Source organism: Stenotrophomonas sp. GD04024 (assembly GCF_029837545.1).
Taxonomy (GTDB): domain Bacteria; phylum Pseudomonadota; class Gammaproteobacteria; order Xanthomonadales; family Xanthomonadaceae; genus Stenotrophomonas; species Stenotrophomonas forensis.
On record NZ_JAOEDV010000098.1, the window covers coordinates 1 to 15,128 of the forward strand.

14 protein-coding genes and 1 pseudogene are annotated in these 15,128 nt (G+C 59.1%); 14 read left to right on the forward strand and 1 reads right to left on the reverse strand.

Going from position 1 to position 15,128, the window contains the following annotated elements; translation table 11 throughout:
* The 14 genes and pseudogenes from N7590_RS19920 to N7590_RS19985 form a co-directional block, all read left to right on the forward strand.
* Positions 1-1,342 (forward strand): type VI secretion system Vgr family protein (locus N7590_RS19920; RefSeq protein ID WP_279935819.1); only part of this gene is annotated, 1,342 nt, incomplete at its 5' end.
* Positions 1,332-2,270, forward strand: coding sequence for a DUF4123 domain-containing protein (locus tag N7590_RS19925; protein WP_164241895.1), 939 nt, complete (start codon positions 1,332-1,334; stop codon positions 2,268-2,270). The genes N7590_RS19920 and N7590_RS19925, both read left to right, overlap by 11 nt.
* On the forward strand, positions 2,257-5,160 hold the full coding sequence (locus N7590_RS19930; protein ID WP_279935821.1) for a T6SS effector BTH_I2691 family protein: 2,904 nt from the start codon (positions 2,257-2,259) through the stop codon (positions 5,158-5,160). The genes N7590_RS19925 and N7590_RS19930 overlap by 14 nt, the downstream gene beginning before the upstream one ends.
* Complete coding sequence (locus N7590_RS19935; RefSeq protein WP_279935822.1) at positions 5,157-5,888, forward strand: putative type VI secretion system effector; 732 nt, start codon at positions 5,157-5,159, stop codon at positions 5,886-5,888. Before N7590_RS19930 ends, N7590_RS19935 begins: the two co-directional genes overlap by 4 nt.
* A gap of 59 nt (positions 5,889-5,947) precedes the next feature.
* Complete coding sequence (locus N7590_RS19940; protein ID WP_279935823.1) at positions 5,948-7,462, forward strand: T6SS effector BTH_I2691 family protein; 1,515 nt, start codon at positions 5,948-5,950, stop codon at positions 7,460-7,462.
* A complete protein-coding gene (locus N7590_RS19945) occupies positions 7,459-8,208 on the forward strand; it encodes a putative type VI secretion system effector (protein WP_279935824.1) in 750 nt (249 codons plus the stop codon). The genes N7590_RS19940 and N7590_RS19945 overlap by 4 nt, the downstream gene beginning before the upstream one ends.
* A gap of 39 nt (positions 8,209-8,247) precedes the next feature.
* Complete coding sequence (locus N7590_RS19950; RefSeq protein ID WP_279935825.1) at positions 8,248-9,435, forward strand: hypothetical protein; 1,188 nt, start codon at positions 8,248-8,250, stop codon at positions 9,433-9,435.
* The gene (locus N7590_RS19955) at positions 9,435-10,190 is read left to right on the forward strand and encodes a putative type VI secretion system effector (RefSeq protein ID WP_279935826.1); all 756 of its coding nucleotides are present in this window, start codon (positions 9,435-9,437) and stop codon (positions 10,188-10,190) included. The genes N7590_RS19950 and N7590_RS19955 overlap by 1 nt, the downstream gene beginning before the upstream one ends.
* A 115-nt stretch (positions 10,191-10,305) precedes the next feature.
* Complete coding sequence (locus N7590_RS19960; RefSeq protein WP_279935827.1) at positions 10,306-11,055, forward strand: putative type VI secretion system effector; 750 nt, start codon at positions 10,306-10,308, stop codon at positions 11,053-11,055.
* A gap of 39 nt (positions 11,056-11,094) precedes the next feature.
* Complete coding sequence (locus tag N7590_RS19965) at positions 11,095-11,277, forward strand: hypothetical protein (protein ID WP_164241456.1); 183 nt, start codon at positions 11,095-11,097, stop codon at positions 11,275-11,277.
* Positions 11,278-11,295: 18 nt separating this feature from the next.
* The gene (locus N7590_RS19970) at positions 11,296-11,928 is read left to right on the forward strand and encodes a hypothetical protein (protein ID WP_164241455.1); all 633 of its coding nucleotides are present in this window, start codon (positions 11,296-11,298) and stop codon (positions 11,926-11,928) included.
* A gap of 551 nt (positions 11,929-12,479) precedes the next feature.
* Complete coding sequence (locus tag N7590_RS19975) at positions 12,480-12,818, forward strand: hypothetical protein (protein ID WP_164241454.1); 339 nt, start codon at positions 12,480-12,482, stop codon at positions 12,816-12,818.
* Positions 12,815-13,036, forward strand: coding sequence for a hypothetical protein (locus N7590_RS19980; RefSeq protein ID WP_239544268.1), 222 nt, complete (start codon positions 12,815-12,817; stop codon positions 13,034-13,036). Before N7590_RS19975 ends, N7590_RS19980 begins: the two co-directional genes overlap by 4 nt.
* A 105-nt stretch (positions 13,037-13,141) precedes the next feature.
* Positions 13,142-13,657: pseudogene (locus tag N7590_RS19985) on the forward strand (putative type VI secretion system effector); the annotation flags it as partial.
* A gap of 232 nt (positions 13,658-13,889) precedes the next feature.
* Here the strand turns inward: N7590_RS19985 and N7590_RS19990 are convergent.
* A complete protein-coding gene (locus tag N7590_RS19990; RefSeq protein WP_164241453.1) occupies positions 13,890-15,110 on the reverse strand; it encodes a multifunctional CCA addition/repair protein in 1,221 nt (406 codons plus the stop codon).
* Positions 15,111-15,128: the final 18 nt, after the last annotated feature.

Genomic DNA, 15,128 nt, shown 5'->3' on the forward strand with positions numbered 1-15,128 from the left:
GGGCGGCGATGACAACGCACCGGCCAACGGAGGCGCCTGGACCTGGGTGCGGGTGATGACCCCGTGGGCCGGCGACAACTGGGGCGGTGTGGTGCTGCCGCGGCGTGGGCAGGAAGTGCTGGTGGCGTTCCTGGAAGGCGACATCGACCGCCCGGTGGTGGTCGGTGCGGTCTACAACGGCCGTGGCCAGCAGGATGCACAGCACAACCAGATCAACGGCGGGGGCGGCACCGCCACCGGCAATGCCGCCGCCTGGTTCGAGGGCAACGACCACGCAGCGGTGTACACCGGCTTCAAGAGCCAGGCGCTGGCCGACAGCCAGGGCGGCACCGGCGGCTACCAGCAGCTGCGCTTCGACGACACGCCCGGGCAGGGCCGCGCGCAGCTGTCCACCACCCAGCACGAGACCACGCTGACCCTGGGCCACCTCAAGGGCGGCCAGGACAATGTGCGCGAGGGTGAGCGGGGTTTCGGCGTGGAGCTGTCCACCCAGGCACAGGGCGCACTGCGCGCCGGCCGCGGCCTGCTGCTGACCACCGAGCAGGGCGCGCCACAGATGGCCGCGCCGCAGGCATTGAGCCAGCTGCAGGAAAGCCAGCAACTGCTGCAGCAGCTGGCCGAATCGGCCGCCAACCAGCAGGCGCAGCTGCCCGGCGAGCCGAACGAGCTGCCGGTGGACACCACCCTGACCGAGCTGCAGGAGACGCTGCGCGCCACCCACAGCGGCAGTGCCGCCGGCAGCATCGCCGGCGGCGATGGCGAGGCACCGGGCTGGAGCGCGCCGGTGCTGCTGGGCAGCGGTGTGGCCGGCGTGCTGAGCCTGACCCCGGCCGACCAGGTCTGGGTCAGTGGCACCCACACCACGCTGGCCAGTGGCGTGGCACTGAACTGGATGACGCAGGGCTCGCTGACGATGGCGGTGGCCGGCGGGCTGGTGCTGTACACCGCCGGCGTGCAGCCCAGCGGCGAAAGCCCGAACCAGGAGCGCGGCATCGCGCTGCACGCGGCGCAGGGCAAAGTGAGTGCGCGCGCGCACAAGAACCAGATGATCGTGGCGGCCAAGACCAAGGTGCGCATTGCCAGTACCGAAGCGGACGTGCAGCTGTCGGCGCCGAGCAAGCATCTGCTGGCGACGGCGGCCGGGGCCTACATTCGGATCGAGGGCGACAACATCGAGCTGGGTGCGCCGGGAAAAGTGGAGTTCAAGGCCAGCCAGCGGGATTGGGTGGGGCCGCTGATCAGTTCGGAGGAGACCGACGTTCCAGCTGGGCAGTTCAATGGCTGCGAGCCGCACTTGACCGCAGCAGTATGCCGACAGGAAGGGTGCGCCGATGTCGGTTGAATCGTTGTGCGAACAGCTGATCGGTATCGATCGCAGCAGCGCAGGTCAGTGCCACCTGCTGATGCAGCCAGCTGTAGAGCGATCTGGGATGGGCGAGGCCTTTGACGCGCTGCTGGAATCGGCTGGAATCCAACCGATCCCGATCGCCATTCGACAGATACCGAAAACCCTGTGGCCGTTCCTGATCCCGCTCGACCTCAGCAAAGGAATGCACTCCCTGTTGTCTGGTCAGGCGGTGGAAATGGCGATGGAACAGCGCTCGGCATCGTCGCTGCTGGCCGCGCGCCCGCAACGTGCGTGTGCGTGGATATGGACACCGTTGCTGACACCGCAGCTGGCCAGGCAGCTTGCCGAGCGCGCGGTCGCGCACTGCCCGCATGCGCAGGGCCGGAAACGGTGGCTGCGCTTTTACGACCCGATGGTGACGGATCTGTTCCTGCAGTGCTCATCGCGCTCGCAACGGGCGTATCGGTTTGAATGTGTCACCACGTGGATGTTCCTGGATCGGTGGGGAGAGTGGGCCATCAGCGATGCTTTCGCGCCTGTGCTGCGCGGTGATCCTGCCGTGCCTTGGCCGGACGTGGAGAGTATTGGTGCATTGAACCAGGCGTGGATCGGCGCGCTGCGGGCCGGAACCCCACCGGATCGCGCCACGTTCGCGCAGGTGCAGCGCAGTGTCGGAGAGGGGCGCCGGTGCGGTGTCTCCAGCGGTACTGATCTGGATCTGTTCGCCACACATGGGCTTTCTATCGGACCTCATTTCCACAGGCATTCCACGGTCCAGACGCTACTGGCGCAGATCGCGCACGGTGAGCGGTATGGCGAGCTGATTCGACGGATTGGAGACACGGAGTGGCAGGACATCCGCATCGCGGCGTCCGCACACGCAAGTGCGATCAAGGGAGACGGGGCACATGACGCGCGATAGCAAAGATAGGTACGACTCCAGCGGGCCCTTCACGGGTGAAAGCAACGTCGGGATCCGCAGCGCGGGCAGTCCAGACATCGTCGAACTTCCGGCGGTTGCCGCCACGCTGCCGGACGAGACAGAGAAATCAGCCTGCGACGTCTGCCGCTCCACTGGGCTGGCCATCCTGCCGGTGCGCTACACGGTGGTACCTGCCAGTTGCAACGTCGACCTTGGTGGCCTGTCGCCCGCAGTCGCCAGCGATATTGATGTCAGTGCGGCGGGATACACCTACGCGCTCAGAACGTTGCGCCAGGGTCTTCTGTACCTGTACTACGAGCAGGGTCCCTACGGTCCGGAGTACTGGGAGTGCTACGCCATCGCCGAAAACGGCACCCTGTGGCGCCAACCCACCGCCTACAGTGCGCGCGTGATCGCAGGCGGTGGCCTGCCCAGCTGTGGCCGCAGTGGCCACGATCCGATGCGCACGGAGTTCATCACCATCCAGCGCCCGCATCTATGCGGGACGGTCTGGCTGGCCTACTCCCAACACCCCTGGACGCCAGCGACGCTGGATCGCTATGGAGCTGACTCGGTCCTGCGCGCTGAGCGGATGCAGCCGATCGAGCCAGCCAGATGGATCACGTCGGCGAGAGCAGAAGGCGACCAAGCGCCATTGAAGGATGCCGCCGGGCTGGCCTCGATCATGGAATATCGATGGCTGGATAACCCCTCAGGCGATCCGCCAGACCTTCCGTACAGCAGCGCACTCCCGGGTGCCTCCAATCCGGACGGAGCGCTTCGCAAGGCGCGGCTGCAGGCGCATGGCACGCGTTACCCTTGGTCGCGGCGGGATTACCCTCGCAGCGACGGTGTCGACCCACGCCAGCAGCGCTTTGAACGCCTGAAGCAACACAGCAGCAACGGCCGCATCGGCAATGATCGCCAGGAGTACCCGCCCATGCTGCTGGGCTTGTGGGATGCGGTTGGCGTCGTGCACGAGCTCAGTGGTTACTGCAATGACCTGGTCGCCTGCATCAACCAGTTCAAGAGCGAGCGCGAGCTGGAAGTCAACGCTGTTGACCAGATCGAACAGATCTCGCGCTTGCTGGAGCTCAATGGTGCGGTAATGGCAGGGAACTACGCAGCACAGACGGTGCGTGAAGTGGAGCGTCAGCGCGGCCTCGGCAATCCCTCGCTTCCCTCATGGGATCCCAAGGTAAAGCTCTCCGAGGAGGAGAAGCGGGAACTCGCGCGGGAGTATGAGCGCCAGTTCCTGCCGCTCTATCTGAAGGACGCCCAGGACGCGTGGAACAACAAGTACTGGCCACTGATTGACGAGCCCCGTTTCACCGCGTTCAAGGGGAACATGGACGCAATGACGCAACAGGTACTCGACCGGCTGGGATCGAAGATGTCGGTGCTGGTTGCCTGGCTCCGCCATGATCTGCTGCTGGCGACGCTGGAAGACTTTGATGGCCAGTCTGCGGTGCAGGGAGTGTGGTTTGAAGAGATCATCACCGAGGCGATTGCAGTGCTTGGCATGCACGAGATCGGCCGTGCTTTGCTGACCGAACTGTCCCACGATATAGAAGTTACCGGAAGAAGATCCCTGCTCTGGCGAGTCATTGCGAAGAACGACGAAGAGTCTCGCGAGGAGTTGCAGCAGACACTCGAGGCGGCGCAGGTATGCGCCAACACAATTCTCGAAGCGGCCGGCGCAAGCTGGGCGGCATTTGTCGCAGGCACCGCGCATCTTAAGTCTTACTTGGCCCTTTACCGCAAGTTGGAGGCGGCGCAGAAAGAGGCCGCGCCCCCCACCGCCAGTGCCCGCATCCTTCGCGACAGTGGCGTCGATCGCTTCGTCACTACCGCAGGTGCCTACCTTCTGAATCGATTCCCGATGAAGGGCATCCAGGACACCGCCGGCAATGCGATGGTCCGGTTCGTGCTTCTGACGCGGGCGCTGATGGAGCGCGATGAGGCTATCAGCCTGGTGGCCGAAGGGCTGAGCAGTGGCCAGCACGGCAAGCGCTACTTCCTGGAGCGTATCCAGTTCTACCGAACCAAGGACAGTGCACTGCCGATGCAGTTCGCGCTTCGGGACCTGGAGCTGCATCACGGCGCGCTGGCGATGCGCAAGCGTTGGCAAGCTGCGGCAGAAAGCAGCCGGAACGTGGTGCGCCTGAATTCGCTGACCGGCGTGCTGGAAATGGTGAACTTCATCAATCTGGCAACCAAGGTCGACAAGGACACGCGCGACTACGCGACGTTATTGGCCTCTGGAATGTCGCTTGTGGCTGTGTATACCAGTGTGCATGAAACGTTAGCCAAGGAGTTCTTTGGGGCGGGCAGTGTCAGTGCCGTACGGATGAAGGCTGCCGGAAGTGTGATGGCGGGGGCGGGTAGTTCTATTGGGGCCCTTTACAGCCTCGCTGACGCTCTGAGCTCTTTTAGGAATGGCAAATACGCTCTGTCCACGGTGCTCTTGGTCAAAGGCGGGACAGTTGGGATAAGCGGGTCTGCTCAATTTTTGACGGCGCTTGCTTATTCATCTCCTGTAATCGAGCGGACTCTCGGAAAGAATGCGCTCACTCTAGGGCTGAGAGGACTGCAAGCTGGACTTGAGATCGCTGCCGGACGGGAGGGCGGAAGTATAGTCGCATCGCGAGCTATGAGGCGCGTTGGCGTATGGATTTTGCGATTGGGCGGATGGGAGTTGGCTCTAGCCCTACTGGTCATCGAGGTCCTGATCTGGGCGATCAGCCCAAAAGAATTGGAGAAATGGTGTGCGTCAAACTCATTTGGAAAGAGTGCTGGGAAGAGAGGAAGTAGCTTCTACGCAACAGCGCGGGAGCAACGGCTGGCGTTCGAGAAGGCTCTTGGCTCTGTGTCGATGAGGACGCAATGATTACTCAAGAGCAGGTGGGACTTGGGGGCAATGGCCCCCTCGAGACTGAGGTCGGTGTAGTCTCCGATCTTCGAGTTCAGCATGCTGTCAAGAATATATTCTGGCACGATGGTGATAGTGAAGGAATGGCAGCAACTGGTGCGTTCGCGGCTGCGCTAGGCCTCAGTGGACCAGCAGCGGGTATGGCGATGATGTCTGCGGAGGAAATGGCCGAGCCGGTCACTAAGGTCGAGTTCCAACTTGGTGATCTCGCCGTAGAAGGGCTTCTCTGGAACTGGCCATTCAGCGAAGGTGATCTTGTTCGAGTTGTCGGGACACGGGATAGCGAAGGAAAATTCTTTGCTATCTCTGTTCTTGATGAGCAGAAGAGGTTGATCGTCTCCTACCCGCACGTTAGTGCTGGCTCGATAGCGCATTGGATTGTCGTGCTGAAACTATCACTAATTATATCGATTCCTTGGTGGGGACTTATAATAGGGTGGTTTGCCTGGATGACCTCCGCGCCATTTCATTTCTTTGCGCGTTCGTACTTGATTGGTGTTCTCGTATTCTGCGTAATTGGGTATCGAATTGGCCGTAGATTTGTCAGTTACGCCAGAATGGCGGATTCAGTTTTTTCTACGCTTGGATGGAAGGGGGCGAGGCGAATGAATCTTCGTAGAGTGACTAATAGGAAGCGACAGCCGGGCGACCATCCCGCCCTAGGCGATACCTATTTCAGATATTGAATGGTGCTTGTCAGTGTAGGGGCGATGACCGGCAGGTAGTCGACCGGCTGGTACCCAAGATGCGTGAGCTGGTTGCCTGGCTCCGCCACGATCTGCTGCTGGCGACGTTGGAGGACTTTGATGGCCAGTCTGCGGTGCAGGGAGTGTGGTTCGAGGAGATCATCGCCGACGCCATCGCGGTGCTTGGCATGCACGAGATCGGCCGAACGCTGTTGACTGAGCTGGCTGGCGATCTGGCTGTGACTGGAAGATCGTCGTTGTTGTGGCGAGTCATTGCGCAGAACCAGGACGCTGCCCGGCAGGAGCTGCAGCAGACGCTCAAGGCGGCTGAGGCTGGGGCCAATACCGTTCTGTCTGCTGCAGGTGCGAGCTGGGTGGCCTTTGTGTCCGGGACGGCGCATCTGAAGACCTTCATCTCCAACTATCGCAAGCTGGAGACGGCGCAGAAAGAGGCCGCGCCCCCCACCGCCAGTGCGCGCATCCTTCGTGACAGTGGCGTTGATCGCTTCGTCACCACCGCCGGCGCATTCCTGCTGAATCGATTCCCGATGAAGGGCATCCAGGACACTGTCGGCAATGCCATGGTCCGCGTTGTGCTCCTGACGCGGGCATTGATGGAGCGCGACGAGGCGATCAGCCTGGTGGCCGAAGAGCTGAGCAGCGGCCAACAGGGCAAGCGCTACTTCCTGGAGCGTATCCAGTTCTATCGCAAGAAGGGTAGTGCACTGCCGATGCAGTTCGCGCTCCGCGATCTGGAGCTGCACCATGGCGCACTGGCGATGCGCAAGCGTTGGCAGGCAGCGGCGGAAAGCAGCCGTAATGTCGTCGGTCTGAACTCCCTCACGGGCGTGTTGGAGATGGTGAACTTCATCCATCTGGCAACCAAGGTCGATAAGGACACGCGCGACTATGTGACGTTATTGGCGTCCGGTATGTCGCTTTTGGCTGTGTATACCAGTGTGCATGAAACGGTAGCCAAGGACTTCTTTGGGGCGGGCAGTGTCAGTGCCATTCGGATGAAGGTTGCCGGCAGTGTGCTGGCGGGAGCGGGTAGTTTTATTGGGGCGTACTACAGCTATTTAGACGCGGAAGCTGCGGACAGGCAGCAAGAGCTTGCTGCCGACATACTTTTGAGTACTAAAGCGTTCGTGACGGCGTCTGCGGGCGGAGCGCAGTTCCTGACCGCACTCGCCTACTCATCTCCGATCATCGAGCGCAGTCTGGGGCGCAATTCATTGACTTTGGGCCTCAGAGGGATGAAAGCAGGGCTTGAAGCGGCAGCGGCGACGGAGGGGGGGAGTGTCGTTGCGTCGCAGGCAATGAAACGACTTGGTGTGTGGATTCTGCGATTGGGTGGCTGGCAAGTTGCTTTAGCTCTTCTTGTCATTGAAGTCTTGATATGGGTCATCAGTCCGAACGATCTGGAAAAGTGGTGTATTAACAATGCATTTGGGAAAAATTCGGGTCGTGGAAAAGGTGAGCGCACTTTTGGTGGTAAGCCCTATTTAACACCGCGAGAGCAGAGGCAGGCGTTTGACAAGGCTATCGGCTCGGTTACTTTGAGGGTGCGATGAAAACTGAGATCGATGTGTCATTCGAGAAGAGGTCGCTTGATATCGAAGCGGGCATCATCTCCGATCTGCGCGTCAAGCACGTTGTGGAAAATGTATTCTGGCGAGAGAGTGATCCATCAGGTATCGCGGCTACTGGCGCCATTGCCGCCGCACTGGGGCTGAGCGGCCCTGCAGCTGGGATGGCGATGATGTCTGCTGAAGAGATGGCTGAGCCGGTTACCAAGGTCGAGTTCCGACTTGGCGAAACTAAAGTGGAAAGGTTGCTTTGGAACTGGCCATTCGGTGAAGGGGACCGAGTAAAGGTCGTGGGAAAGAGGGGCGAAGATGGGAAATTCTTTGCTCTGTCAGTTCTGGACGAGAATAAGCGGCTGATTGTGTCATACCCCCATGTCAGCTCTGGAAGTTGGGCGCATTGGATTGGTGTCATGAAGTACACGCTGATGTTCTCACTGCCAAGTGCTGCGCTATACGTTCTGGTTGCCGGCTTTGGTTCGATTAATGAAGGTCCCTGGGACTGGTATTCTCTGAAAAGATTTTTTTACATATTTCTTAGTTGCGTTTCTGTCTCGTGCTTCATTGGGGTTAGGATTGGTTCTCGCTTCACGCGTTATGCAAGGATGGCTGATGCAATCTTCAAATCTCTTGGTTGGGTCAATGGTAAATATATAAATCTAAGGCGTATCACGAAGTTGAATAAGAGTGTGGATGACCATCCTGCTTTGGGTGATACGTACTTCAGGTACTGACTTGAACTGAGTTGTGGTAACCAGGAGTGGTTGTCCGTTATGGCTGCCAAAAGCCGTCAGTATGAGCTTTCAGTTTGCCTGCTCCGCAAGTTGGAGGCGGCGCAGAAGGAGGCCGCGCCCCCCACCGCCAGTGCCCGCATCCTTCGCGACAGTGGCGTTGATCGCTTCGTCGCTACCGCAGGTGCCTACCTTCTGAATCGATTCCCGATGAAGGGCATCCAGGACACCGCCGGCAATGCCATGGTCCGGTTCGTGCTTCTGACACGGGCGTTGATGGAGCGCGATGAGGCCATCAGCCTGGTGGCTGAAGAACTGAGCAGCGGCCAGCAGGGCAAGCGCTATTTCCTGGAGCGCATCCAGTTCTATCGCAAGAAGGGGAGTGCACTGCCGATGCAGTTCGCGCTTCGAGATCTGGAGCTGCACCATGGCGCGCTGGCGATGCGCAAGCGTTGGCAGGCAGCGGCGGAAAGCAGCCGCAATGTCGTCCGTTTGAATTCCCTTACGGGCGTGTTGGAGATGGTGAATTTCATCCATCTGGCAACCAAGGTGGATAAGGATACGCGTGACTACGCAACGTTACTGGCGTCCGGCATGTCGCTTGTGGCTGTGTATACCAGTGTGCATGAAACGGTAGCCAGGGAGTTCTATGGGGCGGGTAGTGTCAGTGCTATTCGGATGAAGGTTGCCGGCAGTGTGCTGGCGGGAGCGGGTAGTTTTATTGGGGCAGCCTACAGCTTGTCGGACGCGGAACAAGCCTATGCGTATCCAAACAAGATGGCGCTCGTAGCGCATCTTGCCAAGGCCCTGACGCTGGCGACGGTCGGATCATCTCAATTCCTAACCGCGCTCGCCTACTCATCCCCTGTAATCGAGCGCAGTATTGGGCGGAATTCGTTGACCTTGGCGCTGAGAGGACTGAGGGCTGGGCTTGAGGCGGCGGCCACGGAGGGTGGGAATGTCGTTGCATCGCAGGCGATGAAGCGAGTCGGTGTGTGGATGCTGCGATTGGCAGGATGGGAGGTTGCATTGGTTCTGCTCGGCATTGAAATATTTGTATGGGCCATTAGCCCTAATGACTTGGAGACGTGGTGCATGACAAATGCGTTCGGAAATAAGGGAAACAAGGCTTTAGGAGTAAATCTCTTGTCTAGCAAAAGCTATGTAACTTCACTAGAGCAGCAACTGGCTTTTGAAAAGGCTATCGGCTCAGTTTCCGTGAGGCCGTAGTGAGTATCGAACTCCAAGTAAACCCTGCCGAACATGGGTCGCTCGATACTCACGCTGGCATCATCACTGACTTGAAAGTTCAGCATGTAGTGCAGAACGTCTTCTGGCGGAGAGGAGACCGTGAGGGGATGGCGGCGACTGGCAGCATTGCGGCAGCGTTTGGGCTCAGCGGTCCGGCCGCAAGTATGGCGATGATGTCCGCTGAGGAAATGGAGGAGCGGGTTGCGTGGGTTGAGTTTCGGCTCGGCGCAATCAAAGTAAAGGCAATGCTTTGGAACTGGCCATTTCTGGAGGGCGACAATGTCCGAGTGGTTGGTCGACATGAGGACGACGGAAATTTCTTCGCCCTTTCAGTTCTGAAAGAACAGAGTAGGCTGATTGTGTCTTATCCGCACGTGAGTGCGGGTACGTGGGCTCATTGGATGACGGTGGCAAAATATTCCCTGATGTTCTCAGTGCCTTGGTGCGCACTTGTTATCGGATTCTTTTGGCTGGTTCAGCTTAAGGATAGTATTGGCAGGAATGAAGGCGGAAGTGCGTTGGTAGCTCAGGCCTATTTGGTCTGCGTTTTGCTCTTCTGCTTCATCGGATACAGAATGGGGCGGCGTTTCACTCGGTTCGCAAAGATGGCTGATGCAATATTCCAGACGCTTGGTTGGCCCAACGCAAAGCGGATCAATCTGCGGCGGATCACCAAGCAGAAGCGGCAGCCAAGCGACCATCTTGCCTTGGGCGATACCTACTTCAGGTACTGACAGCAGCGTCTAGCATCACGCTTCCCCAGTAGATAGCACGCCCCTATTGCGCCGCCGCAATGGCTTTCACCCGCGGCTTTGGCCAGGCTAGTGGATCCGTTTCGATGAGGCCGAAATGAAAATCGAAGCTGATGTTTCGCCGGGGAAGGGGTCGCTTGACATCCAAGCCGGCATCATCTCCGATCTTCGGGTCAGGCACGTTGTGGAGAATGTATTCTGGAGAGAAGGTGATCGTTCAAGCATCGCGGCGACTGGTGCCGTTGCTGCTGCGCTGGGGTTAAGTGGCCCGGCTGCTGGAATGGCGATGATGTCCGCTGAGGAGATGACTGAGCCAGTTACCAGAGTGGAGTTCCGGCTTGGCGAAACCCAAGTGGAAGGATTGCTTTGGAACTGGCCATTCAGTGAAGGTGATCGAGTGAAGATCGTTGGAAGCAGGATGGAAGATGGAAAATTCTTTGCTCTGTCAGTACTGGATGAAGATAAGAGAATGATTGTTTCTTATCCCCATGTCAGCTCTGGGAGCTGGGCGCACTGGATCGGTGTCATGAAGTACACACTGATGTTCTCATTGCCAAGTGCTGCGCTATATGTCCTGGTTACCGTCCTTGGATCACTTGATGAAATGCCTTGGGACTGGTCATCATTGAAAAAAATGCTATACATATTTGCTGGCTGCATCTCAGTCTCTTGTTTCATTGGAATTCGGAACGGCTCTCGATTCACGCGTTATGCAAGGATGGCTGACTCAATTTTCCAATCTCTTGGTTGGGTCAATGGTAAATATATGAATTTAAGGAATATCACGAAGTTGAATAGGAGTGCGGATGACCATCCTGCTTTGGGTGATACGTACTTCAGGTACTGACTTGAACTGAGTTGTGGTAACCAGGAGTGATTGTCCGTTATGGCTGCCAAGCGCCGTCAGTATGAGTTTTCAGTTTGCCTGCTCCGCAAGCTGGAGCCGACGCAAAAAGAGGCCGCGCCCTCCACCGCCAGTGCCCGCATCCTTCGCGACCGTGGCGTTGATCGCTTCGTCACTACCGCAAGTGCTTACCTTCTGAATCGATTCCCGGTGAAGGGCATCTAGGACACTGTCGGCAATGCCATGGTCCGCGTTGTGCTCCTGACGCGGGCATTGATGGAGCGCGACGAGGCGATCAACCTGGTGGCCGAAGAGCTGAGCAGCGGCCAGCAGGGCAAGCGCTATTTCCTGGAGCGCATCCAGTTCTATCGCAAGAAGGGTAGTGCACTGCCGATGCAGTTCGCGCTCCGCGATCTGGAGCTGCACCATGGTGCACCGGCAATGCGCAAGCGCTGGCAGGCTGCGGCGGAAAGCAGCCGGAATGTCGTCGGTCTGAATTCCCTTACGGGCGTGCTGGAGATGGTGAACTTCATCCATCTGGCAACAAAGGTCGATAAGGACACGCGCGACTATGCGACGTTATTGGCGTCTGGCATGTCGCTTTTGGCTGTGTATGCCAGTGTGCATGAAACGGTAGCCAAGGAGTTCTTTGGGGCGAGCAGTGTCAGTGCCATTCGGATGAAGGTTGCCGGCAGTGTGTTGGCGGGAGCGGGTAGCTTTATTGGGGCGGCTTACAGTTTTGCGGATGCAACGGTTGCGCTCGAAAGAAAAAGCTATGCGACCTACGTCTTGCTCAATATTCGCGGAGTCACGGGGGGGCGCTGTAGGCAGTGCGCAGTTCCTGACTGCGCTTGCCTACTCGGCCCCTGTGATTGAGCGAACGTTTGGACGTAACTCACTGAGCTTGGGTCTAAGGGGATTGAGAGCCGGACTTGAAGCGGCAGCTGCTGTGGACGGTGCGGAAGTAGTTGCATCGCAAGCAATGAAACGCGTTGGCGTGTGGGTACTACGACTGAGTGGGTGGCAGGTCGGCTTGGCACTTCCAGCTGCAGAGGTGCTTATCTGGGCTCTTAGTTCTAATGATCTGGAGAAGTGGGCCAGAAGCAGTGCTTTTGGGGGAAATTCTGATGGCGGAATCGGTAAAGGTAACTCAAACGAGAAGCGCTTCACCGCAGCCGAAGATCAGCAGATTGCCTTCTACAAGGCCATTGGCTCAGTGTCTGTGAGGTCGCGATGACCGCTAAAGTGAAGGCAATACAAAGCGCGTGCGCGCCCTTCGATACTGAAGTCGGCGTGATTTCCAATTTGCGAATCAAGCGTAGTGTAGAAAATGTTTTCTGGCGTAGTGGCGATCGCGAGGGTATGGCCGCCACTGGAGCCTTTGCTGCTGCACTCGGTCTCGTGGTCCTGCGGCCAGCATGGCGATGATGTCCTCCGAGGAGATGGAGGAGCCAGTTGTCCGGGTTGAGTTCCGACTAGACGATTTGATCGTGAAAGGCCTGCTCTGGAACTGGCCCTACAAGGAAGGAGATCTCGTGAGAGTGGTCGGAAGCCGAAACCCGGACGGAGTATTTATCGCGTTCTCGGTATTGGATGAGCGCAAGAGATTGATTGTCTCCTACCCACACGTCAGTGCTGGCAGTCGCGCTCACTGGATCTCGGTCTGGAAGTACACGTCATTGATTTCGTTGCCGAGATGCACATTGTTTACCGTAGGTATTGGCCTGAATTCTCTAGGCATCCTGGAGAAGGATGGTTGTTGTTGAAGTTGCTGCTTTGCATATTTGCTGGGCTCCTGCTCATCGCTGCCACTGTTGGGATCAGTATTGGCTATCGATTTCACCGGTTTGCCCGGCTTGCTGACGGCATATTTGGGTCGCTTGGCTGGGGTGACAGTAAGAATGTCAATCTAAGGCGGATTACAAAGCTCAGAAAAAGCCCGAGTGATCCTGCTGCGCTTGGTGATACCTATTTCAGATACTGAGAATCTCTTGATGAATTCGATGGCGGATACGCGCCGGTCAGCGTGTGGCATTTCCCAGGTGGATTTGCAGTGAATCGTAAACGTAAGCCGGGCTCGACCGGCAAGGTGCTGTTCGAGACGGAAACCGGCATCATCTCCAATCTGCGCGTCAGACATGTGGTGCAGAACGTATTCTGGCGCGACGGGGATCGCGAAAAGATGTCGGCCACGGGCGCCGCTGCCGCCGCGCTGGGCCTTAGCGGGCCCGCCGCTGGCATGGCGATCATGTCCAATGAGGAAACGGAAGAACCAGCGACGAGGGTGGAGTTTCGATTCGGCGAAATGCTGGTGAAGGGGTTATTCTGGAATTGGCCCTTCAAAGAGGGCGACTCCGTGCGGGTGGTCGGGCGTCGGGGCAAGGTGGGGAACTTCATTGCCTTGTCCGTGCTCGATGAGCAAAGAAGACTCATCGTTTCTTATCCGTATGTCAGTTCAGGCAGCTGGGCTCACTGGATCGCGGTGGCCAAGTACTCGCTGGCGCTATCTGTTCCCTTGTACATGATCCAGATCGGATTTTTCGTGCTCGATGCTCTCACGGGAGACGGACTGGCACCCTTGGAGATGATCGCGGACGCATACTTGATATGGTTTGCCTCTACCTTGGATACAGAATTGGCCGTCATTTCACGCGGTTCGCAAAGATGGCCGATGCGATATTCGGAACGCTCGGTTGGCCCAACGCAAAGCGCATCAATCTGCGGCGGATCACCAAGCAGAAGCGACAGCCGGGCGACAGCCCCGCCTTGGGCGATACCTATTTCAAGTACTGACCATCAGCAGCTGACACCGCGCCTTCCTAGCAGTCCGCATATCCCTATCGCGCCGCCGCAATCGCCTTCACCCGCGCCTTGGCCAGCGCTTCACCAATCGCCGGGCCTTTCAGGTGCGTCGTATCCAAATCCCGCGCCTGTACCGACAGCGCCGCCTGGTGCAGGCGCTTGAGCGTTTCGCCCTGCGGGTAATCGCCTTCTTCAAAGCCCAGCCGGCCGCGCTTGTCGGCCTCGCAGCACAGGGCGATGCGGGCCACGCGCTCGGGGCGGCGCAGTGCATCGCAGCGGCCCAGCAACTCCAGCACGGTGGCATCGCGTAGCTCATCGATGCGGTGCACGTTCAAGTGCTCGCGGCAGACCGCTTCGGCCAGCTGCTGGTGCTCGGTGGGAATCTTCAGGCGCGCGCACAGCGCCTTGAGCGGCTTCAGGCCACGCTGCTCATGCATGATGTGGCGCGGCCATTCGTCCGGCGGGGTCAGACCCTTGCCGAGGTCGTGGGTGAGCGCGGCGAAGCCGACCAGGTCATCCCCCGGCGCCAGTTTCGCGGCCATGTCGCTGACCATTTCCTGGTGAATGCCGGTATCCACTTCCGGGTGGAACTCCGCGCGTTGCGGCACGCCGTACAGTGCTTCCAGCTCGGGCAGGATCGGGCCCAGCGCATGCGCATCGTGCAACGTGCGCAGGAAGGCGGACGGGCGTTTGCAGGCCAGCGCCTTACGCAGTTCCTGCCACACGCGCTCCGGTACCAATGCATCCAGCTCGCCGCTGGCGGCCACCTCGCGCATCAGCGCCATGGTTTCCGGCGCGACGGTGAAACCCAACGGTGCGAAGCGCGCCATGAAGCGTGCCGCGCGCAGCACACGCAGCGGATCTTCGACGAAGGCGGGGCCGACGTGGCGCAGCACGCGCTGTTCAAGATCACGCACGCCGCCATAAGGGTCGACCAACGCGCCGGTGTCCTCGTCGCAGGCAATGGCGTTGATGGTGAAGTCGCGGCGCTGCAGGTCCTCTTCCAGCGTCACCGCCGGATCGGCGTCGACCACGAAGCCGCGATAGCCGCGGCCGGATTTGCGCTCGGTGCGTGCCAGCGCGTATTCCTCGCCGGTCTGCGGGTGCAGGAACACCGGGAAATCGCGGCCCACGGCGGTGTAGCCCTGCGCTTCCATCTGCGCGGGCGTGGCGCCGACCACCACCCAGTCACGGTCGCCGGCGGGGCGCTGCAGCAGGCGGTCGCGCACGGCGCCGCCGACAAGATAGATCTTCATGGGGCGATGATCGCATGG

Coding starts and splice junctions, on each gene's coding strand:
- N7590_RS19935 (WP_279935822.1), top strand. CDS start 5,157: ATGATTACTCAAGAGCAGGTGGGACTTGGGGGCAATGGCCCCCTCGAG.
- N7590_RS19975 (WP_164241454.1), top strand. CDS start 12,480: ATGTCCTCCGAGGAGATGGAGGAGCCAGTTGTCCGGGTTGAGTTCCGA.
- N7590_RS19930 (WP_279935821.1), top strand. CDS start 2,257: ATGACGCGCGATAGCAAAGATAGGTACGACTCCAGCGGGCCCTTCACG.
- N7590_RS19970 (WP_164241455.1), top strand. CDS start 11,296: ATGGTCCGCGTTGTGCTCCTGACGCGGGCATTGATGGAGCGCGACGAG.
- N7590_RS19925 (WP_164241895.1), top strand. CDS start 1,332: ATGTCGGTTGAATCGTTGTGCGAACAGCTGATCGGTATCGATCGCAGC.
- N7590_RS19960 (WP_279935827.1), top strand. CDS start 10,306: ATGAAAATCGAAGCTGATGTTTCGCCGGGGAAGGGGTCGCTTGACATC.
- N7590_RS19965 (WP_164241456.1), top strand. CDS start 11,095: ATGGCTGCCAAGCGCCGTCAGTATGAGTTTTCAGTTTGCCTGCTCCGC.
- N7590_RS19950 (WP_279935825.1), top strand. CDS start 8,248: ATGGCTGCCAAAAGCCGTCAGTATGAGCTTTCAGTTTGCCTGCTCCGC.
- N7590_RS19990 (WP_164241453.1), bottom strand. CDS start 15,110: ATGAAGATCTATCTTGTCGGCGGCGCCGTGCGCGACCGCCTGCTGCAG.
- N7590_RS19940 (WP_279935823.1), top strand. CDS start 5,948: ATGCGTGAGCTGGTTGCCTGGCTCCGCCACGATCTGCTGCTGGCGACG.
- N7590_RS19945 (WP_279935824.1), top strand. CDS start 7,459: ATGAAAACTGAGATCGATGTGTCATTCGAGAAGAGGTCGCTTGATATC.